We start from the raw sequence: 26,884 nt of genomic DNA on the forward strand, positions 1-26,884 counted from the left end.
GTCACAATCTCCGTTACTTAGTGCTTAAAAACCTGTTGAGAAGGAAAGAACTCCGGCAAAACCACCGCCGACATAATACTGCGGAGCACTCCCCGCGACCGTATGGCCATTCACCACCATGCTCCGGGCATTGGTTTTGATGCTGCTTGTGCCAGACAGATATCCGCTATTGCCAATATTGAGCAGGTTCAGCTGGATCTGTGGGTGTTTTGCGAGCCACATATTCTTGAAACGATAGCCAATGTTGGCATTAAACGTCTCGTAGCTCGGGATGGATTCATCGTTCATGAACGTTGAATACTGTTTGCCGATGTAGTTCATGTTGAACCCACCAAAAATGGATCCATCATCATAGTTCAGGCCAATTGCCGCCGTGAATTCGGGGGTATTGACAGCCCGCTTACCTTTGGTTGGCAGGGCAACCGTTGTGTTGGAACCATCGCTGGTACCCGCAGACAGGTTGCTGTCGATGGTTGCGTGTTCATACTGCCCTGAAACATAGGGGCTGAAGTGGTGCCACCGGCGCAGCCCGACTTCCAGCTGCACACCGCGCATGGTCTGCCCACCCGCATCAATCGATTCAGAAACAGGCAGCCCCCCCTGATAAGTAGTTGTGCTCAGTTGCCGGTGCGTAAAGTTATAGTTGAACAGCGCGACAGATACGTTGGCAAAACCCGTGTGCCTGTAACCAATTTCCTCACCAATCGCGAACTCAGGATTAATCTTGGTCGCATGCCGGGAGGACAGTTTGCCACTGCTGATGCTGTAGCGGTCCGCATAGGTCATGATCGAGGCAGGCATACGGAAGGAAGAGGTGCCGTTAATATAGATCTGGTCATGCGGCGTAATTTTAAAGCTGGCCATGAACTGCGGCAGCGGCTCTGCAACACTCTGCCCGGTTGCGTAAGTTACTCCCGGCACGTTGTTGGTTTGCGAACGTGTGACCATGACTTCCTTGAACCCGGCCGTGAGTGTCAACCGGTCATGGAATGCCTTGTACGTATCGTTGATGAACAGCGCGTTGGTTTGCTGGATGAGATGAATGTCATATGTCCGCAGCACACTGCCATTAGCGGTCAGGATGGGGTTGTCGCCCCACATGCTTGGAACACTGCCATTTGCGTTAACAGCCTGATAGCTCTGCGGCTCGGATTGGTCAAAATAGGAATACCATGCACCGCCGGTAACCGTATTGTGCCCACGCGTCCAGGACAGGGCGGCGTTAATACCCGAATACGCCAGCGTGTAGGTATCAATAGAGTCCGCGACAATTGTGTTGTTTGTGCCCGGCACCTGAAGTGGCCCTGCCGGGTTGGGGCCCAGAAAGCTGTTGTTCCGATCAAGCGTGGTGCCGCCGTTATCATACCCCCACGAGTAGGTAAAATATGGCGTAACATCCAGCGCAAGCCCGTGGTCGAACTTCATGTTGATCGGCGCACCCAGAATGAACTTCTTCATCCTGTTTTCATAATACTTGTAGTAATTCCCGGGGGAGGAACCAAAAGGTGTATCGTTATAGTTGAAGTTAACACCCTGTGCATCCCACTGGGCCTTGGTGGGGGCACGCAGGTAATACTGCTGGGCATCGTTGTAGCTCATAACAAAGGCTGCGTGGTTATCGCGACCCCAGTCTTTCACAAACTTCATATCAACATGGTAACGCTGGGTTCCACCCACACCGCGCCATTCGTCCGCCACACGGTGCGAGAAGGAGATAAAGCCACGCACACCTGTTTTGCCAATATCACCCGTTTCAACACGGATAAAATGACGGCGCAGACTAAAAGAGCCATAGGACGCATCAATTAACCCACCAAAATGGTGTGAAGGATCATGCATGGTTTCAGACAGCTCACCCCCAACCGCGTTGTAAAGCGGGGAGCGCGTATCTGGCGAACCCTGTGTCAGTGTCAGGGACTGGATGTTTTCGTTATCCGCTGCGGCAGATGTATAGGGCAGCAAATACACGGGAGCCGCCGCGGGAATGCCTTCAAACAGAAAGCCGATTTCCTGCTGGTTAAGGCCGCGTATGGTCAGGCCCTGCTGGTCATCATTCGTGCCAAGCGGGTCGTTGCCTGCATACACAACACCGGGAAGGCTGGCTACAAGGGCAGCCGGGTTGCTGGTCGGGCTCTGCTTGGCAATGTAGTCACGCGTCAGACCACTGCGGGATTTGGCAATAGTTTGCGGTGGCATCATACCCCCACCGGGTGTTCTGTTGGTAACACCATTAGACAGGGTAACATGGCCTGTTACGCCGACTTCTTCCGTTTTTGCCGATTCAACCGCAGTTGTTTTGCGCGCGGCTGGGTCTGCCTTGGACACATCGGAGTTTTTGCGCGGCGTTGCTTTGGCATGCCGTTTTGCTGCTGGTGTGGAGTGATCTGCCTCCGCCCACGCCGTTCCGATTCCGGAACAATATAGTCCACCAAAACTGGCAAAAGAGGAGACCGAGAGCAGCAGCGCCAGAGAACGGGACATACCCCTCTGCGCTACATTGCGCGGAAACCGCGCCAGCGTACAGTTCCGCGAAACAAAAGAAGTTTGAGTGTTTGCCATGCCTATCCTCCGGAACACCCAAAATAGGGCGGTAAAGCGTGAGACAGCGCCAGTTGTCCGAATGATTATGTGCGGATCGGTGCAGCGGAATACTCCGATTTCCTATGCTATACAGTACATCATATCGTTTTTATAACGGAATGAGTAAAATCCTCCCGAAGCCTGATATTCCCCGATTATGGCCAAAGCCCCCCTAATTGCCTGCATGGAATATGGCCTGCTGCGGGTGATATGCCTTGTTCAAAAACACCCCGAACTTCCTTGGAATGGAGCATATAAAAAAAGGCTGCCATTTTGCATGGCAGCCCGTTTGATGTTTTTGCGGAACCCGGTTTTTATACCCCGCGCTCCAGACGTTCCTCGTTTTACGGTTCTGTGGGACGAAAAATAACATAGACTTTTTTCACCACCTCAAGGCTTTCCCACGAACAGCTTGCACCCCGGCAGATCAGGAAGGCATCCCCAGCTTTAAAGGTCTGTTTTTCCCCCGCCTCGTTCACAAAGGATACGCAACCTTCAAGCAGGTACATGAACTCGTCATGCACATAAGGAACCTTTTTCCTGTAATAGGGAGTTGCCGACCATGTACCACCATAGAACTGCCCTTTGCACGACCGCCACGCAGGCGCACTCTGGCACTCCGGTTTTGGGCCAGTCAGATACTCGGCTGGTGGCGGGTTAGAAGGAGACATAACCGCGGCGGGGTCAATAACAACCACGCCGGGCTCGCCTTTTTCCGCTTCTGTTACCTCCATCGCAAACAGGCGGGTGCCGGGTGTGGCAGACCAGTCAAACGCTGTACCAGCGCTTACCTTGCTTCCCTGCCCTTCCGTCATGCCAGTACCGTTTATGGAAAACTGTCCATCCAGCACAAACAGAAAAACATCTTCATTGCCAGCATCAACATGACCCGTGCCTTGTGGTGCCACCAGTTCGAGCGAAACTGCCCCATCAGCCACAGGCAGCGCGTAACGGGCTGTTTTGTAATCTCCGGCGGTAAGCGGGCATGTTGCTGCCAGTGCCTTCAGGTCCAGAGCACGTTGCATGTCGAGCATTTTTCTTAAATCCTGCGTTGCATGGGTTCAAATGGGTCAGGCCGGGCAAAGCCCATTCCCATGAGGATAACCCCATCCATTACGCAGGATATGATAGTTTTAGCGCCAAAAACGCCATTTCCATTTTATTACGGGCCAGCATCCAATAGATCACCCCTGTTCAACCTATGGAGTTTGAACTCCCACCTTGCGCAACATGCAGACCGGAGTGCCAGATGAACAGGGATGCGGCATGCTTCTTATTTTGATTGCCCCGCCGCTTGCCTTAACTTTCATAAACGGTCAGTTTAAAGGCCAAGCGTGTTCCTTCCATTTTGATTTCGAGAATGTGTGTGCCCTCTTTTAAAGCTTCCTGCGCGGTCTCCGTCGCGTTCTGCCTTCTTGCGGGCTGCACACCACCTAATTTTAACACCCCCGGTCCCTTGCCACAGGAAAGCGCCTACAACGCGCTCTTCCCCCAGTGGGCCGAACTCTGCGCCGTTTCACAAATCTCCAAGAAACCCGGTTATGGGGCAGATATTGCCGGGGGACCGGGGGGGCATGCCGTCCTATTCCTGCATGGGGCCTGTCTGGACCCTTCCTCCCCCTACCCGGTGCTCAAAGCCTGCCCGCAGGGTGAGACCGGGGTGAGCATGAACGCCCATTTTGTAAATGCAAACTGGGTTGGCATACCCGGACGTGCGTTTTTTTATGATGGTATTCTCAAACCCGGAGAAGGTCTGACGCGGGAAGCCTACCAGAACACGAAAATGGAGGCACAAAAGCGCGGCCTTTACAGTGCCATTACATTCCGGGACTGGGCGTTGGCAGACAGGCCAGCCAACACCCCGGCAGAAGACTGGAAATACGAAGTTTCCATCGGCACGGATTACGCCGTAAGTTACGGACGCGCCCGATACTGCGCCCGATTACCGGTCAGTTCGACCCAGATGGTCCAGATTGTGGACTTTCTGAACAGCCGCAACGCACTGTACCACTACGGCCCCAAGACATTTGAAACCAATGTCATGCAGGATAACTGCAACCATCTTATCCATAATGCACTCGCGGCAACGGACTTCTGGCATGAACTGCCTGTTCATCAGTTTATTCTTCAGGCGGCGCTGACCTTCCCTGTTCCCAAAAACGAGGTGGTCAACCTGCTGGACCGGGCAGACCGCCACAAACCGGGTGACCTCCACGCCCTATTCCATGACCCGCAGACCCGCCAGACCCTGCTGCGTGATGGTTGGCTACCGGGGGAGCCGGGGGTTATTCTGGACTCTACCCCCGTACAGACCCCCAATGCGGTCTATAACACCAACCTGTCCCTTATTTTTTATGATGACCCACTGCTTGGCCACTACAACCGGGCATTCAGCCGTTATCTGGCTCAACCGCGTTACCATGACCTGCATGCCAACCTGCTCTGGTATCAAACACTTTACGCACAAATCACGGCGGAACGCCGGCCTTTAGCTGAGTGGCTGAAAAAAGAGCCTGCGGGTTTTGCTGCGTTTTATAATGCCTATTACATATGGCTCGGCAACCAGCAGGCTCTTGTAGCAAAAGGGCTTAGTTTGCTACCCGCTTCTTCGTCCATTTCCAGCGCATGGTTGCCAGCACGGAGCGGAACGCCAGCAGAGGCGCCTGCACCCGCCAGCGCCCCACAAAGTCCCCTGCCAGTAGCGAAATAATGGCGTCACGCATCCGCAGGATATTCCGGGGGTTGAGGAATAACTCCCGTTGTACCCGGTCATTAATCCCGTAAATCAGCCAGGCTACGCGGCGCATTTCCTGCCGTGTGCAGTATTCCTCACGCCGGGCAGCCTTGCGCCCCTGTGCGGGGCTGCGCAGCCATGCGCGCGCCACCCGGGCTCCACGGTAAGCACTCTTCATGGCCAGCAGCACACCGGACGAAAACACAGGGTCCAGGAACGCAAACGCATCCCCGATCATGTAATACCCTTCCCCCCATGTTTTGTCCGCGCAATAGGAGTAGTTTCCGGTGGTTGTCAGTTCCCCCAACTGTTCCGCTGGTGCCAGACGCTCTGAGACACTCGGGCTTTCCGCCACTTTTTTCCAGAACAGGTCTGTTTTGGGGCCGGTATGGGAGCTGAACGCATTTTTATCCCCCACAAAACCAACGCTCATAATGTTGTCACGCAGGGGAATCATCCAGAACCATCCATCATCCACCAGATGGATGGAAATATAGCCTTCCATATCCGCTTCACGGCGTTCAACATTGCGGAAATGCGCAAAAATGGCGGCTGTAGAGTTATTTTTATCGGCATGCCGCGTATGCAAACGCCGCGCCAGAAATCCGTCCCGCCCGGATGCATCCAGCACAAAGCGGGGCGTAAAGGTGTGGGTTTGCCCGGCCTCGTCCTGCGCAACAACCTGCGTTGGCTGGCGGGGCGTAAAACGGGCTTCTGTTACCCGCAGGCCTTCAAGGGCTTCCACCCCATGCGCCTGAGCATTGCGGAACAGGATTTCATCAAACTCAGAGCGCCTGACCTGATACGCATGTGTATCCTTCGGGCTGATCGCCTGGCTGAAGGGAAAAGCCAGCCGCCCCTCCCCCCGGTCTGATACAAATTCGGCACCGGGTTTAAATACCCCGATCTCGCGCACCTTATCCAGCACGCCAATGTCGCGGAGCAGCTCCATGTTGCAGGGCAGCAGGGACTCACCAATATGGAAGCGGGGATGCGGATCTTTTTCCAGCATAATGACCGACACACCCTGCCGGGCCAGCAACGTAGCGGCTGTGCTCCCCGCAGGCCCGCCACCAATAACCAGAACATCGCATTCCCGCGCAGACATATCAGAACCACTCATGCCATACCCCCATTAACCCCAATGGTCTGCCCCGAAATGTAGGCAGCCTGCTCCGAGGCCAAAAACCCTACCAGATCAGCCACTTCCTCCGGTTGTCCCGCACGGCGGGCCGGAACCACAGCGGCAATATCCGCCTCGCTCATAACCGCTGCCGTAGCGGGGGAAGCAATAATGCCCGGCGCTATGGCATTCACTGTAATGCCGCGGCTGCCAACTTCGCGCGCAAGGGAGCGTACTGCCCCCTCCAGCCCGGCTTTTGCCGCGCCGTAATTGACCTGCCCCCTGTTCCCCATCTGCGCGGTAATGGACGACAGGGCAATAATACGCCCCCAGCGGGTACGGGTCAGGGGGAGCAGTAGCGGTTGCACCACGTTAAAAAAACCATCCAGCGATACGGCCAGCACATCCCGCCACTGGGCTGGGGCCATACCCGCCATTGTTACGTCATCATGGGTGCCTGCATTATGGACAATAACCTGCGGAACGCCCGCTTCCAGCACTGGAGTCAGGGCCTGTCTGGTCGCATTGGCATCTGTCAGGTCGCAGCACCATAATTCAGCGGAGCCACCTTCGGCCCGTATGCGCTCCACAACCTCCTGCGCCCTGCTGCGTGAGGCATGGGCATGCACCAGAACATGCAGGCCATTCCCCGCCAGTTTATGGCAAATGGCGGCTCCAATCGGGCTGCTGCCACCGGTTACGAGTGCGCGCTTCATTCAGCCCGTCCTGCACCAGCTACAGCGCGTTGAAACATGACTGTCCCGCGACCTTGCAAAAGCAGATCCCCCGGCTGGGAATGAACGGAAAAACCATAAACCATACCAGCGCTATCGACCTGCTCGCGCAGGACGTCAATCTGCAACAGGCCATATTCTGCACAATCCAGCCGGTCGCACTGCGCCTGCAGGTCTCGCAGGGCTGCCAGATAACCGCCGGTTCTGGCCATGGTCTGCCCTGTAAGGGCACCATGGAGGGCCGCGGCCTGCATGGCCATTTCCGCCCCGACCAGCACCCCCAGCTGCCCAGCATGGCGCAACGGGTTATCCGAGTGCAAATGGGCCGCTGTATGCGCGCGCAATGTGGTATCCGACCAGAAGGAGCAGGTATCCAGCAGGCAACTTGCACCCTGATGCGGGATTAAGGCCAGAATATCCACGCGCTCCAGCTTTACACGCTCTAACATGGCTTTACCTCCGCCAGAATGGTCCCCGGCTGGCAGGTCATATGCACAATGCCCTCCTGCCCGCTGGCAATCTGCTGGAGTAATGCCAGCCCCCCTGCCGCGGGGTTACTCCGCGCAAGCTCTGCAAGTTGGGGGGGCAAGGTTGTATCCTGCGCCGCGGCACCGGGAGCATGGGTTATATCCAGCTTGCAAACCGCGCCCTGCCTAGCCTGTGGCACCAGCACAAAGGCGCAACCAAATGTGTTGTGCGTAATACGGACTTTGCCAATTGGCCCGGGTATGGGCAGGTCATAGGCCACAAACAGCACGGGCGCATTTTCCACCACACATTCGGCAGCCGCCTTGAGTAACCCTTGCGCAAAAGACCAGTCATAACACCCCAATGCCACAACGGGAGCCAGACTGGCGTGCCCTATGGTCCAGTACCCCGCTGGCGCATTGTGCACCGAGTTATGAAACTGGGTCGGAGAAACCTCTCCTCCGGGCGTGCTCAGGGCGGTTAAAATACTATCCACCACAGCTCCATCCCCATTGGAACTGGCGAATACCCCCCTTATGTCTGCCGCCTGTACGCCTGCCTGCGCGCAGGCTTCCTCCGCCAGCGCAATTGCCAGCCGGGTTAACGGGCCACAACGCCGCCGCTCATTGGCGGGCAGGCAGGTAGCAGGCGGAACCTGCACCGGTGCGGGTGCCCAGTCTTCCTGCCCTTGCAAAACACGTGCGGCATGTGGCCACCCAGACAAACCCGGCCCCCAGACCGAAATCCCTTGCACAGAAACCCGCATCACACGCCCTCAAAAATCAGGCTGCAATTGGTTCCACCAAAACCAAAAGCATTGCTCATTACCCGCTGGACCGGCTTATGGAGTGTGTCTGTCAGCACATGGCTGTTAAATGTGGGGTCAATCTGCTGCACATTCAGGCAGCCCGGCGCAAATCCTGCCCGCATCATCACAAGAGCAAACATGGCCTCGATAATCCCGGAGGCCCCCAGAGTATGCCCCGTCCAGCCTTTGGTGGAGGAACAGGGCACGCTACGGCCAAACAGGGTATGCACGGCGTGGTCCTCCATGGCGTCATTCACAACCGTGCCGGTCCCATGCAGATTGATATAGTCCAGTTGCGTGACATCCAGCCCGGCCCGTTCCAGCGCCTCACGCATGGCCGCCACAGCCCCGCGTGCCAGCGGATCGGGGGAGGACATATGGTGGCCATCACTACTCACCCCATAACCAACCCACCGCCCCATGACCTCAGCACCAGAGCGCGCGCCTTCACGCTCGAGCAGAACAAAGCCTGCCCCTTCCCCTACGGAAATGCCGGTGCGCAGTGCATCGCACGGGCGGGTTGGTTCCGCACTCACCAGCCCGAGGGCAGCAAACCCCCTTAATGTCATACGGCACAGGCTGTCTGCCCCACCAACGACAACGGCATCGCACAGCCCGGCCTCCAGCCAATGACGGGCATCCACAAATGCACGGGATGAAGAGGCACAGGCGTTGGAAACACTCAGTATTGGCCCTTCCAGCCCCAGCCGGGCCGCAACAAACCGGGGGAGTGAGAACAGGTCCTGCGTATGGGCCTGATCAAACTCCGGGGGCGGTGCACCAGTGACCGGGTCCAGTGCTTCATAAGCATCTTCGGCTGAGAGAATACCAGACGTGGAAGTGCCCAGCACCACGGCAATCCTGTGGGCACCATAAAACTGGCGGGCTCTCTGCACTGCCTGTGCAAACCCATCCTGCGCACAGGCCATATCCACCAACTGGTTGTTGCGGCATGTAAAGCCGGGGGCAACTCCCGCCAGCACATGCGTGCCAGCTTGTGGCACACAGCCGACATAGCCTGTTTTTATTCCGGCAAAGTCACATGGTGTTAGCCCCGAACGACGCGCAAGCAGCGCATCTTCGGTCGCGGCCAATCCTCGCCCGATTGCGCTCAGGACTGTTCCAGCAGTAATGGCGAGTGGTTTCATGGTCGGTCCGGTGGTCCAAAATTCGGGCGTTGTCCAGCCAGAAGAAAGCCGTAGATCATGGCTAACGCAACACCAAAAGCAACGGTTATCCCAATTTCGCGCAGTAATGGGGTCTGGCAGGCTGCCAGAAGGCCAAAAGTCAGCACGGTCATGGCATTGCAGGTCAGCAATGTGCGCATGGTTCTGGCCCGTTCTTCTGCGTCCAGCTGGGGGCGCGCAAAGAACAGAGCGTAATCCAGACTAACCCCCAGCACAAACTGCAGGGCAATCAGATGAATGAGTGTAAGGGGCTGATGTAACAGGGCAAACGCCCCCAGAGCCGTAATCTGCACCGCCGCCACAGCCCCGATTACGCGGAACATGCGCCTGGCATCGCGCAGGCCAACCAGCAGCACGACAAACGCCAGCACACACCCGACGGCCATCCAACGCAATGTACGGCCTGTATGGTAGGCCGATAGGCTATCCACCTCCCTGCGCATATCCAGCACCAGAACATCCGGTTGCCCAGCCAGTGCGCGTTCTACAGCCTGATGGTCCTTCACACTTTCCGGAAAAACGAGGCCAAACCATTGCCCGCCCCGTGCAAACAGCAAGGGAGCCATTGCCGCCCCAACCGGCGTGCCCAGCATATCCTGCGGTAATAACGGGGGCATTTGCCGTGCACGCGCCACATCAGCCACAAATGCATCAAAGGCCGTTGCACGGAAGGGTAGTCCTTCCCTTGCCTGTGCAATAGCAACCTGCAACACGGCCGGGGGCGGCAACTGGCTGGCCCGGCTGCGCTGCATCTGCACCGAAGGCAGTAAGCGTGCCGCCTCCTGCACGCCTGCCAGTGCGCCCTTTTGCTGCAATTGCATCCATACTGGTGCCAGAGCCTCCTCCCGCTCCAGCACGGCCTGCGCATTCTGCCCTGAGACTGCCAGCATGAGTGAAGAGTCCGGTACACCAAGATCACGGCGTAATGAATCGTCCAGTCGCAGGGTTTTCTCTGGCAGGGGGCTAAGGGCTGTAAGGCGTGTGTCCATGAGCGGGGGAGAGCGCCATAACGCCACCGTGCAGAACATAACAGGCAGGCAGGCCAAAACCCGGTAGTGCCGCCAGCCTTCTGCCATAGCCAAAGGCCCGGACGACCCGCTCACATGCGGTGCCAGATCTGCTGCAACGACCAGTCTGGGCATGATATGCAGGGTAACAAGCGCTGCCATCACAAGCCCCACGGCAGCAAACACGCCCAGTTGCGCCAGCCCGGGCAGCCCGCAAAACACCATGCCGGTTAGCCCCAGCACAGCCGTTGCAACACCCAGCCGCAAACTATGGCCTATACGACGCAGGGTTGCCTGTGGGCCTTCACCATGGTCACGGTGCCCGATAAGCAGCACCGGGTAATCCAGCGCCACACCCAGCATGGTCATACCAAAGCCGAATGCAATGCCATGCACAAAGCCAAAGGCCAGACGCACAACAAGCATGGCAACGCTCAGCGAGAGCAAAAACGGCACACCAATAGCTGCCAGCACCCACAGCGAGCGAAACCGCCAGTAAAGAATACTCACAACCAGCGCAAAGGAACACAGCGCCATCATATCCACATCACGCCGCATGCCCGCCGCACTGGACACGGCAAAAACTGATGGGCCGCTCATGAGCAGTCTGGCCGAACCGGGGTGCAAGGCGGCAAATGCCGCCGTTATGGTCTGTTCAACATGAGCCTGCCGGGCAAGGTCCATACCCGGGGCCTGCGTGCGCAACAACAGCAGGGCACGTGGCCGGTCCGGCGCAAACCAGACGCCCTGCACCACCCGGACACGCACATCCGGCTCCAATGCGCGCACAGTCTGCACAAACGCGTTTGTCGGGTCCCGCAGGAGTGCATCCGACAAAACGGAGCCTGCTGCGGAATCCAGCCCATCCAGAACATTGGAAAACGCCTGCCCCAGTGCCTGTGCATCCAGCTTGCGCACAGAATTATCGGGGGCAAGCTGGTAGCGGTGCTCAAACAGGAGATTACGCAAGGCCTCGGCCTGATCCGTGGCAAAAACACCATTCAGGACAGAAACAAACTGGGAATCCCCCGCAAGGGCTGTGTGCAGGCCCAGACTAAGCCGGGCAAGTTCGGGCTCAGGAGCTCCCTCCACCCCCAGCATGATAACAGTGCCCGCTACACCGCCCTGCACTTCGCGCAATAAAAAGCGTGTTCCGTCATCATGGCCTTTGGGTAAAAAACCCGCCATATCCATCCGCAGCGGGATATTCAGGAACACCAGCACGGCAAACAGAACCGACACCGCCAGCGTAACGGCCAGAACCCCAGGCTTTCTACGCGGCCTCACGGGTCGAGGGTCAGGGTCTGCACATCCCCATTAGCCTGCACAATCTTCAGGCTCTGTATGGCGTTATTGCGCCCCTTCAGCACGACCAGACGCACCAGATGCACCGCCTGCGGGGAAAGAGGCGCCATATTAAGTGTCCATGCACCAAGGTCGCCCTGTGCGCTCAGGGTGTAATCATGCGTCAGACTTGCCATGTCCCCTTCCAGCGGTGCGCGCATGGTTGTGACCAGCAGTGCAAGAGCAGGGCTTTGCGACAGCGGTACATTATGCACACTCCCCGCCCCCCGCTGGATGGAGACCATACTCCCGTCGATCACCAGTTTTTCGGGGCGTGGGGCCTGCGTGTTTTTCTCCAGATATGCGGGGCGATGGAACAGCAGCACGCCACTGGAGAGCAATGGGTGCGTAAGAGCCGCCATATCCTTTTGTTCATGGAAAGGCTGCGCACGCTCGGGCACCTGCCCCAGATGTGCAATAATCTGCCCGGTCAGGTCTGTCCCGTTATCGACCGCCCATGCCTGCCCCATGCCTGCAAGCAGCCCCCATGCCACCAGAAGAGAAAAAACTTTCACGGCAGGTCTTTCCAGTAATCATAAAAATTAAACCATGAGAACGGGTGCCTGCGGCACAGCGCCTCCATCCAGCCCGCGTATCGCTCCGCCGCCTGTTGCACAAAAGCGGACCGTCCCTGCCGGGATGTGGGGTAAGGCACACCAAACGGCACAAAATTTACGTCATAAACACCATCTGCTGCACGTATGGCGCTTACGAGCACAATGGGAGCGCCTGTAGCCATCCCCAGCCGGAAAGGCCCTTCGGGGAGCAAAACATCCCCCCCCAGCATTTTTGTGCGGATACACCGGTCTGTATCGGGCGTTCTGTCCCCCAGAATACCAACCACTTCCCCCCGCCCCAGGCTTTCCGCAACGCGGAGCATGGTATCCACCTGCCCGATGGCAATAATGGTTTGTGCGTAAGTAGGGTCCAGCGTCTCCAGCACATCCGTGGCTCCCCCCAGATTGGAGCGGTACATGAGCATGCGCAATGTTATGCCGTGCTCCCGCCCCAGAGCCCTGAGCGCTTCAAACGACCCGATATGCGCCCCCAGCAAAAGGCACCCTCGCCCACCCGCCAGAGCCTGTAAAAAGCACTCCCGCCCCGTAACCCGCACATGTGGCATGTCCGTGGTGTTTTGCAGAAAAAAAATACGGTCCAGCACAACCTGTGCGAAGCACCGCATATGCCGCATAATGGTGGTTATTGTGGAGCGGATGGGCAAAGCACGACGCAAATAAGCGCGCGATGCCCGACGGGCCGCCCCGTTATGCAGAAAAAAATACAGCGTAATGGGGCCAAGAAGCCACCCCAGCCGCCGCCTTCCAACCTTGCGGGCCAAAAGTAGCGCAACCTGCATGGCAAACCGGTTACCCCGCTCCGGCACAACCCAGCGCCTGTCAGCCGTGCGTGGCATGCTCTTGTTCTGCCTTTAACACGGCCCGCATGACAGGCTGATCATTCAACTTGGCGGTCAGGCGCACAACGGAACCTGTACTCCGGGCCAGAAAAATCACTTTCTGGCCCGGAAGAACCGGATGCAGGAATTTGACCATATCCACATGCAACCCGGCCTGCCCCAACTGTTCCAGCCCGGCCTCCAGCAGCAAAACACCGGGTACAACCGGATTGCCGGGAAAATGGCCCGGCAGGCAGGGATGATCAGAAGGCAGCGTAAAAGACCCGACTTCCTCCTCCTGCATGGCCTGCCCTGCCATGGCACGCAACGCCTGCAAGGTGAGCTTACCCAACGCATTGCGGGGTAAGGCAGGTACCAGTCTGACGCTACGCGGCAGAAAAACCGGCTCAATCTGCTCCCGCAGGGACAGCAGAATGCTCTGGGCACTCAAGGTGGAGGATACGGCAAAAACCTGCATCCGGGCCAGAACATTGGTGGCTTCACCTTCAGGAGGCAGAAATGCCCCATCCTCCACACCGGGAATGGCGTTTAACACTGCATTCAGCGCAGCAAGAGACGTCCGCTTGCCACCCAGCTTGACCACGTCCTTCATGCGGCCCAGCAGCAAAAATGTACCATCGCTCTGAGTTTGAATAAAATCGGCGAGCAGATAGCTCGGCACACCCGGTGCTGAAACTTCAACACCATCAGCACGTTCATGCGGAGTGACACCTTTATACCACTGCCAGTGTGCCCCGCTCACCGTCCGCCGGATGGCCATGGAGCCTGTTTCTGTCGAACCGTAGATCTCGGTCACTTCTGTCCCCAGCACTTCTTCTGCCTCAGCGGCAAGCTCAGGCGCAAGCGGGGCCGAGGCCGAGACCACGCGCCGGATAGCTGGCCAAGCTAACCCCGAACGCAACATGGTGCGCAACTGCAAAGGTGTTGTGACCAGAATGCGCGGGGCAAAAGCCCGGTTCAGACTGGCCTGCCAGTCCGCCGGGTAACCACCGCCCCCTGCAACCACGGTAACGCGCGTATTCAGGCATTGCAGCACCAATGCCTCAAACCCGTACATATGGTACGGTGGCACAGTGCCAACCAGACAGGCCGGGGCATCATCCGGGTCCAGCAGCACACGTGCTGTTACGCTGCGTGTAACCAGCCCACCCCAGTATTTACGATGCCCGACCGGTTGCCCTGTGCTCCCCGAGGTAAAAACCAGCGCCACCAGTGTATCCGGCTTGATGACAGGGTTATGGCAAGGCCGAGCCGCACTTTCAGCCGATGGAGGCATAGCCAGAACATCTGGCACCGTTAGCCCGTTACCGGCCAGCAATGCGCTCTCGGCATCTCCCTCAACACTGACACAGACGGCATTATGCTCCTGCGCGAGCTCTGCCAGCCGGGCGGGATTACGCTCGCTGCTCAGCAGCACATGCTGCCCCCGCAGCAGGGTTGCTGCAAACAGGAGTGTAAAATGACTCACACCTGAGCAGACAGGCACAATCGGGCAGTCGGGCAGCAAGGCAGCCACCGCATGGGCGGCATGCAGAAAACTCCACCCTGTAACAGCCCCCTGATCGGTCAGAAAAAGCGATCTGTCAGGAGCATAAACAAGGGAAAGATCAGGCCATTGCTGGTCAGGCCTCATATTGGGCATCAGATTCACCCAGCAGTGCGATTTGCCTGCACAAATGCGCACAAAGACCGCAAGGAGCTAAAAATCTTTTTGTTATCCGGGTCTTCCGACCGCAGGGCCACGCCGTAATCACGCCCGACAAACAGGGCAATTTCAAGCGCATCAATGGAATCAAGACCCAGCCCTTCCCCAAACAGGGGGGCCTCGGGAGCAATTTCTTCAGCCGTGACTTCAAGCTGAAGTGCTGCAACAAGCCGTTCTGCAACTTCATGCTCAAAAGGCGTTTGTATTGTTGTCGAGCGGGTCGTATTCACAGCATGTCTCATGTTAAGTGCAGATATCATGAGTGAGCTAACACAAACACGCATTATCGCAAAGCCAACATGGCTGGAAAGACACACAGCTTTCCGGCGTGGGGCTGGTGCTATGCTTGTGTCCCTATCAATTCTTCTTGGGCATATACCCTATACACCTTACGCAGCAATTCCCGTTAGTATTATCTCGCTTCTCATGCAGTGCATGGCGTTTGCTCTACTAAGCCGGCACCTTAAAACAAGTGCTGTTATGGCTATCTGCCTTGTGCCTTTGGCCGTGTACTGGCCACACCAGGCAACAGTTGCCGATGGCTGCGTGCTTTATGCGGCTTCTCTGGGGATGATGCTGTTCGTTTTTGGCCGCTCCCTTTTGCCATCCCGGCAGCCGCTTGTTGCTGTTATGGCCAGCCGGGTACATGGCCCCTTGCGGGCGGATATTGCACTCTACACACACGCACTAACGGTTTTTTGGACCATGTTTTTTGCCGCAGCCCTGACCACACCGCCGCTGCTGTTCTGGTTCGGGCCTGCTGGCATGTGGCAATGGCCGCTCTCTGGGGGCACATTTGCCATGGCGCTGTTGTTCATGGTTATGGAGGCAGGTGTCAGGCGCCTTGTCATACGCAACTTCCAGCACGTATCGCTCAGGACGACGATAACGGCTTTCCGCAACACACACGCCTCGCCCATGCAAACAACAACCTCAGATGCATAAAAACGAGCCGTGTGTTGTCCCGCACATAATGGAAATGGGAAATCCCTCCTTCGGCTGCGTTGAAATACTGCACAGCGGCGGGTTTATTGAGCGCGGGCACTCCCTGCCAGACCATACGCGCGGCAACCTCCGGGTCAAAATCAAAGCCGCGCATAAAGCGTGATGCCTGAAGAGCCGTGACCAGTGGTTTGAGTGGATAAACCCTAAAACCAAACAGGCAATCTTTAACAGCGCCCCCTGTTTCCATACCAATGAGGATATTGGATAACTTGCGCCCCCACACGCGCAGAGCGGGTGCTTCTGGCCCAAAGACCGGCACGCCCAATACCAGAGCCTGCGGAGCGGAACGGGAGAGAGCAATAAAATCCGGTACAGCCTGCGTTGGATGCTGCCCATCTGCATCCATGGTCAAGGCATGCGTGTAGCCTGCCTGCAAGGCCCATAACGCCCCTTGCAAAACTGCGTGCCCCTTGCCCCCATTTTGTGCCAGATGCAGGATTTTGAGCCCTGCATGCGCTGGCAGCATATCATCCAGTGTACGGTCGCTGCCATCGGTGCTGCCATCTGTAACCACCACTACATCCGGCCAGACTGCCAGCACGGCAGAAACCGTGCTCCGCAGCAAAAGCCCGGAGTTATAGGATGGAACAAGAACAATACAGCGGAACATGGCAGGCATACCTGTGGGTCAAAACCAGAATAAAATACAGCAAGACTGGTCCACATACCTCAATTACGGTAAGAACCGAATACCAAGATCATTGAACCGGAAATGGCAATGTCTGAGCGCATACCCTGCCCACCTCACCCTGTCCTGCCTGACTATTATCGCACCAAGGGGGAACACAGGCAGTTTGTTCGCTCTATTTTTGATAAAACCGCCGGCTATTATGACCGGATCAACGCTGTTTTTTCACTCGGATCCGGCAAATGGTACCGACGCTGGATGTTGCGCATGGCCGGGCTGCGTGCCGGGCAGACATTGCTGGATGTTGCTACCGGCACGGGCCTTGTTGCGCAGGAAGCCGCAACCATAACGGATGCCGCCAACATTATCGGGCTGGATATGAGCGCAGGCATGCTCCAGCAATGCCGCGACAAACTGCCCATTCAGGTTGTGCTGGCAGATGCTCAGGCCCTGCCAGTTGCCCCTGCCAGCATGGACATGCTGAGCATGGGCTACGCCTTACGGCATGTGCAGGACCTTAGAGCAACGTTTGCAGGTTATCTGGATGTGCTCAAACCCGGCGGCCATGTGCTGATCCTTGAGATCGGGCGGGCTGACAACCGGCTTATCCAACTTATGCTGCGGTTTTACCTCGGCCGGGTTGTCCCGCTACTGTCCGGCGTTGCGGCATCGCAGGACAGCAGGAGACTTATGGCCTATTACTGGGACACAATAGAAGAATGCGTTCCCCCCGCCCGTATTCTGGGCACCATGCAATCTGTCGGTTTTAGCAACGTGCGCAAACACACATCGTTTGGTGTGTTCCATGCGTATATGGCCGAGCGGCCACTATAAACACCTTCAACACGCCCCAAGGTGCAGCCCTGTAATTTGGGCATGCACCTTGCTGGCTGCGGTTTAAGCTGCACCTGATGGCAGGCACACCCCATGGAATTCACGATTGGGATGTTCCTGCTGTTCACGGAAAAACTTCAATGCATCTTCACAGGCTGCTTTGGTATAAAATGAAGCCGTAATCATGGCATCTTCATTGTCCGGGCCACGCTGCGCTACCAGCACCCATAGCGGACGCATGGAATGGCCATTTTCCACGCTATTTTGCGCAGTATCCACAATCACATCCGGTTGGGCATCGGCCATAACCGGATACGTGGCTGCCGCCAGCCCCACCGCGACAAAACACCCGGATACATAAAGCATCATACGCTTAAAATTGACCTTCATTCACCAAACTCCCGTATATAATATCAACAGGAACTTCTTACTCTATTGATCGGAATATGTGCCCCTTTGTATTACTCTATCTGGGATACAGAATTATCAATACTGCCTATGGTGCCGCTTGCTCCATAAGCAAGGCTGCGGCAAATTACGAGAATGATCCGTATTTTTATCGATTCCGATGCCTGCCCCGTCAAAGACGAAGTGTACCGTGTTGCCACGCGCTATAAATTGCATGTTTTTGTTGTTTCCAACCGTATGATGGCTGTCCCCGCTTCTCCACTTATTGAGCGGATTGTTGTGGATGCCGGTCCCGACATAGCTGATGACTGGATAGCCGAGCGTGTTCAAAGCCGGGATATTGTCATAACCGCTGATATTCCCTTAGCCGCACGATGCGTGGAAAAAGGTGCTTATGTTCTTGAACACAAAGGCCGGTTGCTGGATGGGGATGCCATAGGCATGGCATTGGCCATGCGGAACCTGATGACTGACCTGCGCTCGGCTGGAATGATCACCCCCGGAAGCGCTACATTTGGCAAGGCAGATCGCTCCCGCTTTCTGTCTGAGCTTGATACATTGGTGGTCAAGGCACGCAAAAAGTCCATCCGCCTGTTACCACCTAACGGATAACAGGCGGGAGGAAGCCCTGCGCTTTTGCGCGACAATAGCGCAGAGTTACGTCTGCCTGATGTAATGCTTACTGCGCTTCTGCAGCAAAAATGTTAGCGCCCAGTGCCTGCGCAATAAACTGCACGGCAAGCTGCCCGCGCACACTGTTGCCGGCCGCATCAAGGCGGGACGAATAAACACCAATGGCCAACTTACCGGGGACCACGGCTACAATACCGCCCCCTACCCCGCTTTTTCCTGGCAGGCCAACCTTGAACAGCCATTCGCCAGACGTATTGTACAAACCTGCGGTTGCCATAACTGCCAGTACATGGGCGCTTGTTGCGGCATCAACCACGGCATGATGGGTACGCGGGTTTGTCCCTCCATTGGCCAGAGTGGCCCCCATAGTTGCCAGATCAACCGCATCTACATCGTAGGAACATTCACGCGTATAAAGATCCACTGTTTCCGATACATCGGCATATAAATGGTCATAACTTTGCAGCAGCATCGCAATGGCCTGATTGTGCTGGTTACTGGCCATTTCTGAGCGGTAAACATTATCATTCAAATGCAAGGTATGCCCTGCAAATGCAGATGCTGTATCTATAACGCTCTGCCATTTTGCATCCAACGTTTTACCTTCGACCAGACTGGCTGTTGCCATGGCCCCCGCATTAACCAGCGGATTACCGGGGGGCGGGCTGCCACCCAGCTTGTCATTATTCAACTCTACCGCCAGTGCGGAATTAAACGGCAGACCGGTGGCATTCACGCCGATCTTATGCAGAACACTCTCTGCTCCCTGTTTATGCAGAACATCCGCCAGCGTAAAAATTTTAGAAACAGATTCCACAGGGAACGGGTGCCCAGCATCCCCAATCCGGAAAACCCGCCCATCCACCGTTACAACAGCAATGCCGTAGAGTTTGCCGTCTGCCTTGGCCAGATAGGGAATATAACTGGCATTTTTCCCTTCCATAACAGGCTTGTATTTGTCATAAGCCTGTTCAATCACTTTTTGGATAACAGCAGAAGATGCTGGCTGAGGCTTATCCCGTGCACTTGCATTATTGGTAGGCAACACTGCAAAACAGGTTGTTAAGATCAACGAAGCGGATATTTTAATAAAAAAATTATTGCGCACAGGATCTATCTTTCATCAGCATTCATGTAATGCGTTACTACAATACACTTAATGAAAAATAAAATCCCGCACCACAGCCTATGCAGTTCCCCCTTTGGTTCCGCCCGAGCGTAATGTTCCCTTCACACTCACAAACACCAAAGGGGGAAAACTTTTTAGCTGCAATCAATCAGTTACAATACTGGGTGTCAGAAACATGCTCCAGCCAATCAACCGGGGAGCCATTCTGCTTTTCCTGAATTGCAATATGGCTCATCGCCGTCGTTGCTGTCGCACCATGCCAGTGCTTTTCACCCGGAGCGAACCAAATTGTATCGCCGGGATGAATTTCCTCAATCGGGCTACCTTCACGCTGCACCCAGCCACACCCTGCCGTCACGATAAGCATTTGCCCAAGTGGGTGAGTATGCCAGGCGGTGCGGGCTCCCGGCTCAAACGTAACCAGCGCGGTGGTTACCTGAGAGGGCTCCGGCGGGTTAAAAAGTGGGTCTATACGTACCGTCCCAGTAAACCAGTCGACCGGCCCTTTAGCGGAGGGTTGGGCCCCTATGCGTTTGATCTCCATAAGCATTCTATCCTGTATGTGGTTCAAAAATGTTAAATCCGGTTGCTTGTCCTGCCTGAATGCCTGACAGGTTTTATGCTCCTCGACCGGCCAATCGCCCTGTCGTGGCCGCCAGCAGCGCCGCAACCGCAAGCACCACTACACTGGCCGCAAATGTGGCCTGATACCCAACCCCGTCAAAAAGGATGCCACCACAGGTCGCTCCTAGCGTAATGGCAAGTTGGACAACTGCCACCATAAGTCCCCCACCGGCTTCAGCATCCTGCGGAAGTGTTCGGGCAAGCCAGGTCCACCAGCCCACAGGGGCAGACGTGGCGAACAAACCCCACGCCGTAAGTATAACAGCGGAAACAGCCACCCACTTACCCAGAACAATAAGAGCAGTAGCCAGAAAAGCCATGAGGACAGGAATAATAATCAGCGCTGGATAAACACTGTTTTTTAGAACATTCCCGATCAGTACAGTGCCAACAAAGCCAGAAATACCCATCAGGAGCAGAATTAACGACAAAGTGGATACGTTCACCTGGGCAACGTCTTCAAGAAATGGCCTGACATAAGTAAAAAGCGTAAACTGGCCCATAAAAAACAGGCTGACCGCCAGCATGCCAACAGCCACAATCGGTCGTGTCAGCAAAGAAAATACACTGGCCGACTGCTGATGCCGCGCGCTCGCCATAGATGGGAGACTGACAAACTGCCAGACAAAAACAACAACAGCCACAGGCACTACACAGAAAAAAGCACCACGCCAGCCAATAAGACCGCCTAAAAAACTACCGGCAGGTGCAGCAATAACGGTAGCCAGAGCGTTTCCGCCATTCAGGATTGCAAGAGCACGGGGCACGTGATGGTCTTCCACAAGCCGCATAGCCGTAGCGGCAGACATGGACCAGAAACCGCCAATAACAACACCGATCATTGCCCGCCCGAGCATGAACACCACATAATTCGGAGCAAGGGAAACAACACTCCCCGACACGATCATCATGGCGATCAGGGCCAGCAACAGGGTTTTACGGTTAATCCCCTTGGCCAGTGCGGAAATAAAGAGGCTGGTCAGCACCGCAAATGCGCCAGAAACTGAAATAGCCTGCCCTGCCTGCCCTTCTGTAATATGCAGATCAGCCGCAATCGGGGTTAAAAGACTAACAGGCATAAACTCGGATGCGACAAGTGCAAACGCACCCAGAGACATGGCCAGCACCGCCCCCCAACCCCCGGCTGACTGATTGGCGCTCCGAGTTATTTTAGAAACTGTTTGAGAGATATTATCCATTCCGCCTCGGTATTATAGCAATCCGTAGCCATGATTTTCCCTACAGCGCACATAAGCAGCAAACAGCATTAACCTGAAAAACTGTAGCAGCGACTGAGGTTGCTTTAGGACATAAGGAACGAACTCTCTCAGGACTAGCCCCAATAAAACGAGCATGATCATGAATTATACTCATGAATAGACGTTTTGGGGTGTTTAGAGGCTACATGCCTGCTGGTAATGGGAGAAAAGGTCTGGGCATCACAGCACATGCTCTCCAGGCGGCTGAGCATCTGGATCCCTAGCCTGCAACCTATGAATGATATTCATGGATTAATGAAATTAAATCATTTTTATTCAATATTGTGTTCAGGCATAAAGAGTTCACCACAGCTTAAACGCAGAACACTACTAAACATAACCTGAAAAACAGAAGCATAAACCGTGAGGTTCTCAACTCCCGGAAGATGAAATCTGCTTTCTGACAAAACAGGAGGGAGTTCGACCATGATTACAGAGTCCTCATTCCAAATTAAGAGCATCCCGTTTGATGAGAACTATCACCCTTCAACCGACACACGTCTCACAACCAATTTTGCCAATCTGGCCAGAGGAGACAATCGTCAGGAAAACCTGCGCAACGTGCTCCGGATGATCAATAATCGGTTTAATGATCTGGCACATTGGGATAATCCCAAGGCCAACCGCTATTCTGTTGCGCTCGATATTGTTTCTGTGGGGCTCCATATCAATCGTGACAGCACAAACAGTATTTTCCCCCTGATCGAAATCCTGAACACGACAATTATTGATCAAAAAAGCAATCAACAGATTAAAGGGCTTGCCGGGAATAATTTTTCTTCTTACGTCCGTGATTATGATTTCAGCGTCTTATTGCCCAATTACAACAAGAATAAGCCTGAATTCCACGTTCCACCTGACTTTGGTTATCTGCACGGAAATCTTTTTAAGAGTTTTGTACACTCTTCTGCCTACAAGAAAAACTTCAATAAGCTTCCGGTTATATGCCTGAGCGTTTCTACCAACAAAACCTATTGCCGAACAGATAACCACCACCCTGTTCTGGGGGTTGAATACAGGCAACAGGAACACTCGTTAACTGATCATTATTTTGAAAAAATGGGCATGCAGGTCCGTTACTTTATGCCCTACCGCAGTGTGGCTCCACTGGCTTTCTATTTTTTTGGTGATTTACTTTCCGATTACACAACGCTGGAACTTATCAGTACAATCAGCACAATGGAGGCGTTTCAAAAAATTTATCGTCCTGAAATATATAATGCCAATTCTGTAGCACCACAAAGCTACCAACCCAGCCTGAGCCATCAGGATTATTCTCTCACCCGCATTGTTTATGACCGGGAAGAACGCAGCAAACTGGCGACTGCCCAAGGCAAATACACGGAGGAGAGTTTTATCAAGCCATATCACGCGCGTCTTGAGCAGTGGTCTGCCAGTTACTCTGCCTGATTAACCAGAACAACAAGGTTTTACTCCTATGACAACAGCACTCCTCCCCACAGCAACAGCAGGAAGCTTGCCCAAGCCCTCCTGGCTTGCAGAGCCCGAAACACTCTGGTCACCCTGGAAACTACACGGGCAGGAATTAATCGAGGGCAAACAGGATGCATTGCGCCTGACACTGGATGATCAAAATCGCGCAGGCATTGATATTGTCAGCGATGGTGAACAGACACGGCAGCATTTTGTCACTACGTTTATTGAGCACCTGAGCGGTGTTGACTTTAAAAACCGCCAGACAGTCAAAATCCGCAACCGGTATGATGCGAGTGTGCCGTCTGTTGTCAGTGCCGTGAGCCGCGAAAAGCCAATTTTTGTTGATGATGCAAGGTTTTTACGCACACTCACACAAAAACCAATCAAATGGGCTCTACCCGGCCCCATGACGATGGTCGATACACTCTATGATGGCCATTACAAAAGCCGCGAAAAACTGGCATGGGAATTTGCCAAAATTCTCAATCAGGAGGCCAGAGAGTTAGAAGCCGCAGGCGTGGATATTATCCAGTTTGATGAACCTGCTTTTAACGTTTTTTTTGATGAAGTGAATGACTGGGGCATCACTGCATTAGAGAGAGCTATTGAAGGCCTTAAATGCGAAACAGCCGTTCATATCTGCTATGGTTACGGCATAAAAGCCAATATTGACTGGAAAAATACACTGGGCACACAGTGGCGGCAGTATGAAGAGATTTTTCCTAATCTCCAGAAATCCAATATCTCCATGGTTTCTCTGGAGTGCCAGAACTCTCGGGTTCCAATGGATCTGATTGAACTGCTGCGCGGTAAGAAAGTGATGGTTGGCGCGATTGATGTCGCAACCCATGCTATTGAAACACCAGATGATGTTGCCAACACCCTGCGCAAGGCCCTTAAATTTGTGGATGCAGACAAACTCTACCCGTGCACCAATTGCGGCATGGCACCTCTTCCGCGCCATGTGGCCACAGCCAAGCTCCACGCTTTAGGTGCCGGTGCAAAAATTGTCCGTCACGAACTCTCTGCCTGAAGGGCTTATGGAGCCATAGGCCGTAAAAGCCATGCAGGATAAAACATAGGGTGTGTGTTTATGAAAATGAACAGAACTGATATGTTTATACAGTAACGTGAATATTTTGTATCAATAAGGTGTGGCATGGGTATCCTTGAGCGCAGTCATCTGGCCATTATTCAAGCCGTCGCACGAGAAGGTTCGTTGACGGCTGCCGGAATGCGCCTGAACCTTACCCAGCCCGCCCTTAGCCATGCCATACGCAAGATTGAAAGCCAGCTTGACGTAAAAATATGGCGCCGGGAAGGACGCTCCCTTGTTCTTACCCAGGCTGGCGAGTGGCTGTTATCCTTGGCAAACCGCATGCTTCCCCAATTTGAGCTTGCAGAAAAACGGCTTGAACAATTTGCCAATGGTGAGCGTGGCACTCTTCGCATCGGTATGGAATGCCACCCCTGCTATCAGTGGCTACTTAAAGTTGTTTCTCCTTATCTGGAACAATGGCCAAAGGTTGACGTGGATGTGCGGCAAAAGTTCCAGTTTGGCGGCATTGGCGCATTGTTCAGTAATGAAATAGATATTCTGGTTACACCAGACCCACTTTATAAACCGGGACTAAAGTTTACGCCGGTTTTTGATTATGAACTTGTTTTGGTGGTTGGCCCCCAACACCCTTTACGGAATACAAAGTTCATTTTGCCAGAACAACTTGCGGGTGAAACCCTGATTACCTACCCGGTGCCACCTGAGCGTTTGGACATATACACGCAATTCCTGCAACCAGCAGGTATTGGCCCAAGGCAGCAAAAGCAGATCGAAACAACGGATATTATGCTGGTTATGGTGGCACACGGTCGTGGTGTGGCTGCACTCCCGGGGTGGCTGGTGGAAGAATACGCCCCCCGCTTTGAACTCCACCCCATTAAACTTGGCAAAAAAGGCATTGCGAAGCAGATATTCCTTGGATACCGCGAAACCGATGAAGATATTCACTATCTGCGCAATTTTATTGAATTTGCAGCCACGTCTTGATCCTGCCTTTTAGGAGGCTCGGCCCTCGATTTAATGTAACAAAGCGCTCCCGCAACTTCTGGGCAACATAATCCTCTAAAAATTGTACTGATTGTATGGTATGAGATCGAATATATTTTTCGAACATACGGAACCCCCGTCGCATGCCCGAACAGTCCTACCTCGCCCATTGGAAAGAGGAAATCAGCCAGAGCCCGAATGCCATTTATCTGACTCTGGTCGATGCCCTTGCCCATTCCCTTCGCAAAGGCGACCTCAGGGACGGCGATAAACTGCCCCCGCAAAGGACAATTGCAGAGCATCTTGGCACCAACCTGACAACCGTTACGCGCGCTTTTACTGAGGCGCGCAGACGAGGGCTGATTGACGCAACAGTCGGCCGGGGCACCTTCATTCGTGTTGGTGCGGGGGAAAGCCACTGGCGCCACACAGGCCCTGCGGTGGTTGATCTGACCATGAACCTTCCTCCCATCCCGCAAGACCCGCCTTTGCAGCGGATTATTCAGACGGACATCGCAGCGATCCTCAAGCAGCAGGACCTGAACAGCCTGATGTCTTACCGTGTGACCGGTGGAACTGTTGAAGAGCGTCAGTTGGGTGCAAAATGGGTTGCCCCGATAATCGGCCAACGCCGGACAGACGAGATCATGATCTCCCCAGGCGGCCAGAGCGCACTGGCCGCCATTGTCAGCACGCATACGCAACCGGGTGATGTGATTGTCACGGACCGCATTGCTTACCCCGGCATCCGGACCATTGCCGCACAGTTTGACCTTATTCTGGTTGGTGTGGACAGCGACAAGGAAGGCATGATGCCAGACCAGCTTGACCGGGTTTGTGCGCAGCACCACCCCCGTCTGCTCTATTGCATTCCAACAATCCACAACCCTACAACCGCCACAATGTCCCTACAGCGGCGCAAGGATATTCTTGCAGTCGCACAACGGCACCACCTCCATATTGCGGAGGACGACCCTTACAGCCTACTTATGGATAACCCTCTGCCAGCACTGGCGGCCCTTGACCATAGCCGGGTCAGTTACGTGGCAACATTGGCCAAAACACTCAGCCCCGGTTTGCGCACGGCGTATGTCGCCCTCCCCAATGCCGACATGACCCGGCGGGTAACGGCTGCCATCCGGGCCATTGCCCTCACCAATGCGGGGCTGCTCAGCGCCCTGACCGCACGATGGATGCAGACAGGACAGGCCCATACAATCCTGCACGCAATTCAGAAAGAGCTGCGGTTACGCCAGTCTATCGCACGCACGGTTCTGGGTGAGCAGCACTGCACGAACCCTGACGGCCCCCATATCTGGCTCAAACTCCCGGCATGGTGGGGGAGCGCGGATTTTGTTGCCTACGCCCGCAGGCGTGGTCTGGCACTGGTGCCCAGCACCGTTTTTACCATTAATGGGGAACCCCCGCAGCGGGCACGTATTGCCCTGGGCAGTGCGCCCGATGCCGCAAGCCTGGAAGAGTCCCTCCGTGGCGTTGTCTCAGTCCTCCAGCACAAGCGCTCCCCCGGCTTTGCCGATATTGTTTAACCCGTTGCAGCACTCGGCAGGCCACGTTGTACCCAAAGGGCATACGTGGCCTTCCAGAACAAACGCACAGCAACATCACGAATGCGCGAGGTAAATATAAAGCAAAACCAGTATGTTAGCTGAACGCCGTAGAATTGTATGACCTTGTGGAATAAACTGTATGCTTCTGTACCCGCAAAAAGAACTCATGCGGGAAAAATTGTTTTTTTTGTCATGCCAACGCATG

Annotated in this window: 24 protein-coding genes; 7 read left to right on the forward strand and 17 right to left on the reverse strand. The window is 54.9% G+C overall.

Annotated elements, in window-relative coordinates:
- Positions 1-24 precede the first annotated feature (24 nt).
- From HK20_RS09450 to HK20_RS09505, 12 genes are all read right to left on the reverse strand, one after another.
- A complete protein-coding gene (locus HK20_RS09450; RefSeq protein ID WP_086646819.1) occupies positions 25-2,481 on the reverse strand; it encodes a TonB-dependent receptor in 2,457 nt (818 codons plus the stop codon).
- 443 nt (positions 2,482-2,924) lie between these two features.
- Entirely contained in the window at positions 2,925-3,614 is a 690-nt protein-coding gene (locus HK20_RS09455; RefSeq protein ID WP_086646820.1) for a cupin domain-containing protein, read from the reverse strand.
- A 1,554-nt stretch (positions 3,615-5,168) separates the two neighbouring features.
- The gene (locus HK20_RS09460) at positions 5,169-6,437 is read right to left on the reverse strand and encodes a tryptophan 7-halogenase (protein ID WP_086646821.1); all 1,269 of its coding nucleotides are present in this window, start codon (positions 6,435-6,437) and stop codon (positions 5,169-5,171) included.
- Entirely contained in the window at positions 6,434-7,153 is a 720-nt protein-coding gene (gene fabG / locus HK20_RS09465; RefSeq protein WP_086646822.1) for a 3-oxoacyl-ACP reductase FabG, read from the reverse strand. The genes HK20_RS09460 and fabG overlap by 4 nt, the downstream gene beginning before the upstream one ends.
- On the reverse strand, positions 7,150-7,620 hold the full coding sequence (locus HK20_RS09470) for a hypothetical protein (protein WP_086646823.1): 471 nt from the start codon (positions 7,618-7,620) through the stop codon (positions 7,150-7,152). The genes fabG and HK20_RS09470 overlap by 4 nt, the downstream gene beginning before the upstream one ends.
- Positions 7,614-8,363 (reverse strand): beta-ketoacyl synthase chain length factor, encoded by a 750-nt coding sequence (locus HK20_RS09475; RefSeq protein ID WP_233129159.1) that lies wholly within the window; start codon positions 8,361-8,363, stop codon positions 7,614-7,616. Before HK20_RS09475 ends, HK20_RS09470 begins: the two co-directional genes overlap by 7 nt.
- A 41-nt stretch (positions 8,364-8,404) precedes the next feature.
- Positions 8,405-9,595, reverse strand: coding sequence for a beta-ketoacyl-ACP synthase (locus HK20_RS09480; protein WP_086646825.1), 1,191 nt, complete (start codon positions 9,593-9,595; stop codon positions 8,405-8,407).
- On the reverse strand, positions 9,592-11,928 hold the full coding sequence (locus HK20_RS09485; protein ID WP_233129160.1) for an MMPL family transporter: 2,337 nt from the start codon (positions 11,926-11,928) through the stop codon (positions 9,592-9,594). The genes HK20_RS09480 and HK20_RS09485 overlap by 4 nt, the downstream gene beginning before the upstream one ends.
- Positions 11,925-12,500, reverse strand: a complete 576-nt coding sequence (locus tag HK20_RS09490; RefSeq protein ID WP_086646826.1) for a LolA-related protein — start codon at positions 12,498-12,500, stop codon at positions 11,925-11,927. The genes HK20_RS09485 and HK20_RS09490 overlap by 4 nt, the downstream gene beginning before the upstream one ends.
- Positions 12,497-13,399 carry a hypothetical protein gene (locus HK20_RS09495; RefSeq protein WP_086646827.1) on the reverse strand — a complete coding sequence of 301 codons (903 nt, stop codon included), beginning with the start codon at positions 13,397-13,399 and terminating at the stop codon, positions 12,497-12,499. Before HK20_RS09495 ends, HK20_RS09490 begins: the two co-directional genes overlap by 4 nt.
- A complete protein-coding gene (locus HK20_RS09500) occupies positions 13,383-15,044 on the reverse strand; it encodes an AMP-binding protein (RefSeq protein ID WP_086646828.1) in 1,662 nt (553 codons plus the stop codon). Before HK20_RS09500 ends, HK20_RS09495 begins: the two co-directional genes overlap by 17 nt.
- Before the next feature lie 5 nt (positions 15,045-15,049).
- Positions 15,050-15,349, reverse strand: coding sequence for a phosphopantetheine-binding protein (locus tag HK20_RS09505; RefSeq protein ID WP_086646829.1), 300 nt, complete (start codon positions 15,347-15,349; stop codon positions 15,050-15,052).
- Between the two features lie 16 nt (positions 15,350-15,365).
- Here HK20_RS09505 and HK20_RS09510 point away from each other — a divergent pair, with 16 nt between their 5' ends.
- Complete coding sequence (locus tag HK20_RS09510) at positions 15,366-16,052, forward strand: hypothetical protein (protein ID WP_143296487.1); 687 nt, start codon at positions 15,366-15,368, stop codon at positions 16,050-16,052.
- Here the strand turns inward: HK20_RS09510 and HK20_RS09515 are convergent.
- Positions 15,982-16,722, reverse strand: coding sequence for a glycosyltransferase family 2 protein (locus HK20_RS09515; RefSeq protein WP_198943912.1), 741 nt, complete (start codon positions 16,720-16,722; stop codon positions 15,982-15,984). The two genes, HK20_RS09510 and HK20_RS09515, sit on opposite strands and share 71 nt — an antisense overlap.
- Before the next feature lie 108 nt (positions 16,723-16,830).
- Here HK20_RS09515 and HK20_RS09520 point away from each other — a divergent pair, with 108 nt between their 5' ends.
- Entirely contained in the window at positions 16,831-17,574 is a 744-nt protein-coding gene (locus tag HK20_RS09520) for a class I SAM-dependent methyltransferase (RefSeq protein ID WP_086646832.1), read from the forward strand.
- A 63-nt stretch (positions 17,575-17,637) separates the two neighbouring features.
- On the opposite strand, the gene HK20_RS09525 is transcribed toward HK20_RS09520, so the two are convergent.
- Entirely contained in the window at positions 17,638-17,964 is a 327-nt protein-coding gene (locus tag HK20_RS09525) for a hypothetical protein (protein ID WP_086646833.1), read from the reverse strand.
- A gap of 153 nt (positions 17,965-18,117) precedes the next feature.
- Here HK20_RS09525 and HK20_RS09530 point away from each other — a divergent pair, with 153 nt between their 5' ends.
- Complete coding sequence (locus HK20_RS09530) at positions 18,118-18,594, forward strand: YaiI/YqxD family protein (RefSeq protein WP_086646834.1); 477 nt, start codon at positions 18,118-18,120, stop codon at positions 18,592-18,594.
- A 67-nt stretch (positions 18,595-18,661) separates the two neighbouring features.
- Here HK20_RS09530 and glsA read toward each other — a convergent pair whose 3' ends face one another.
- From glsA to HK20_RS09545, 3 genes are all read right to left on the reverse strand, one after another.
- On the reverse strand, positions 18,662-19,723 hold the full coding sequence (glsA, locus tag HK20_RS09535; protein WP_369823053.1) for a glutaminase A: 1,062 nt from the start codon (positions 19,721-19,723) through the stop codon (positions 18,662-18,664).
- A gap of 169 nt (positions 19,724-19,892) precedes the next feature.
- Positions 19,893-20,288: a cupin domain-containing protein gene (locus tag HK20_RS09540; protein ID WP_086646868.1), complete on the reverse strand. Its 396-nt coding sequence runs from the start codon at positions 20,286-20,288 to the stop codon at positions 19,893-19,895.
- A gap of 73 nt (positions 20,289-20,361) precedes the next feature.
- Positions 20,362-21,486: an MFS transporter gene (locus HK20_RS09545; protein ID WP_198943914.1), complete on the reverse strand. Its 1,125-nt coding sequence runs from the start codon at positions 21,484-21,486 to the stop codon at positions 20,362-20,364.
- Between the two features lie 567 nt (positions 21,487-22,053).
- On the opposite strand from HK20_RS09545, the gene HK20_RS09550 reads away from it, so the two are divergent.
- From HK20_RS09550 to HK20_RS09565, 4 genes are all read left to right on the forward strand, one after another.
- Positions 22,054-23,037 carry a DUF1852 domain-containing protein gene (locus HK20_RS09550; RefSeq protein WP_086646836.1) on the forward strand — a complete coding sequence of 328 codons (984 nt, stop codon included), beginning with the start codon at positions 22,054-22,056 and terminating at the stop codon, positions 23,035-23,037.
- A gap of 28 nt (positions 23,038-23,065) precedes the next feature.
- Positions 23,066-24,097, forward strand: coding sequence for a methionine synthase (locus HK20_RS09555; RefSeq protein WP_086646837.1), 1,032 nt, complete (start codon positions 23,066-23,068; stop codon positions 24,095-24,097).
- Between the two features lie 126 nt (positions 24,098-24,223).
- Entirely contained in the window at positions 24,224-25,111 is an 888-nt protein-coding gene (locus HK20_RS09560) for a LysR family transcriptional regulator (protein ID WP_086646838.1), read from the forward strand.
- A 143-nt stretch (positions 25,112-25,254) separates the two neighbouring features.
- Positions 25,255-26,658 (forward strand): PLP-dependent aminotransferase family protein, encoded by a 1,404-nt coding sequence (locus tag HK20_RS09565; RefSeq protein WP_086646839.1) that lies wholly within the window; start codon positions 25,255-25,257, stop codon positions 26,656-26,658.
- Positions 26,659-26,884: the final 226 nt, after the last annotated feature.

Origin of the sequence: Acetobacter sp. DsW_54, from assembly GCF_002153575.1 — a bacterium.
GTDB lineage: Bacteria > Pseudomonadota > Alphaproteobacteria > Acetobacterales > Acetobacteraceae > Acetobacter > Acetobacter fabarum.

Coding starts and splice junctions, on each gene's coding strand:
- HK20_RS09450 (WP_086646819.1), bottom strand. CDS start 2,481: ATGTCCCGTTCTCTGGCGCTGCTGCTCTCGGTCTCCTCTTTTGCCAGT.
- HK20_RS09455 (WP_086646820.1), bottom strand. CDS start 3,614: ATGCTCGACATGCAACGTGCTCTGGACCTGAAGGCACTGGCAGCAACA.
- HK20_RS09460 (WP_086646821.1), bottom strand. CDS start 6,437: ATGAGTGGTTCTGATATGTCTGCGCGGGAATGCGATGTTCTGGTTATT.
- fabG (WP_086646822.1), bottom strand. CDS start 7,153: ATGAAGCGCGCACTCGTAACCGGTGGCAGCAGCCCGATTGGAGCCGCC.
- HK20_RS09470 (WP_086646823.1), bottom strand. CDS start 7,620: ATGTTAGAGCGTGTAAAGCTGGAGCGCGTGGATATTCTGGCCTTAATC.
- HK20_RS09480 (WP_086646825.1), bottom strand. CDS start 9,595: ATGAAACCACTCGCCATTACTGCTGGAACAGTCCTGAGCGCAATCGGG.
- HK20_RS09495 (WP_086646827.1), bottom strand. CDS start 13,399: ATGCCACGCACGGCTGACAGGCGCTGGGTTGTGCCGGAGCGGGGTAAC.
- HK20_RS09500 (WP_086646828.1), bottom strand. CDS start 15,044: ATGCCCAATATGAGGCCTGACCAGCAATGGCCTGATCTTTCCCTTGTT.
- HK20_RS09505 (WP_086646829.1), bottom strand. CDS start 15,349: ATGAGACATGCTGTGAATACGACCCGCTCGACAACAATACAAACGCCT.
- HK20_RS09510 (WP_143296487.1), top strand. CDS start 15,366: ATGAGTGAGCTAACACAAACACGCATTATCGCAAAGCCAACATGGCTG.
- HK20_RS09515 (WP_198943912.1), bottom strand. CDS start 16,722: ATGTTCCGCTGTATTGTTCTTGTTCCATCCTATAACTCCGGGCTTTTG.
- HK20_RS09520 (WP_086646832.1), top strand. CDS start 16,831: ATGTCTGAGCGCATACCCTGCCCACCTCACCCTGTCCTGCCTGACTAT.
- HK20_RS09525 (WP_086646833.1), bottom strand. CDS start 17,964: ATGAAGGTCAATTTTAAGCGTATGATGCTTTATGTATCCGGGTGTTTT.
- HK20_RS09530 (WP_086646834.1), top strand. CDS start 18,118: ATGATCCGTATTTTTATCGATTCCGATGCCTGCCCCGTCAAAGACGAA.
- HK20_RS09540 (WP_086646868.1), bottom strand. CDS start 20,288: ATGGAGATCAAACGCATAGGGGCCCAACCCTCCGCTAAAGGGCCGGTC.
- HK20_RS09545 (WP_198943914.1), bottom strand. CDS start 21,486: ATGTCTCTGGGTGCGTTTGCACTTGTCGCATCCGAGTTTATGCCTGTT.
- HK20_RS09550 (WP_086646836.1), top strand. CDS start 22,054: ATGATTACAGAGTCCTCATTCCAAATTAAGAGCATCCCGTTTGATGAG.
- HK20_RS09555 (WP_086646837.1), top strand. CDS start 23,066: ATGACAACAGCACTCCTCCCCACAGCAACAGCAGGAAGCTTGCCCAAG.
- HK20_RS09560 (WP_086646838.1), top strand. CDS start 24,224: ATGGGTATCCTTGAGCGCAGTCATCTGGCCATTATTCAAGCCGTCGCA.
- HK20_RS09565 (WP_086646839.1), top strand. CDS start 25,255: ATGCCCGAACAGTCCTACCTCGCCCATTGGAAAGAGGAAATCAGCCAG.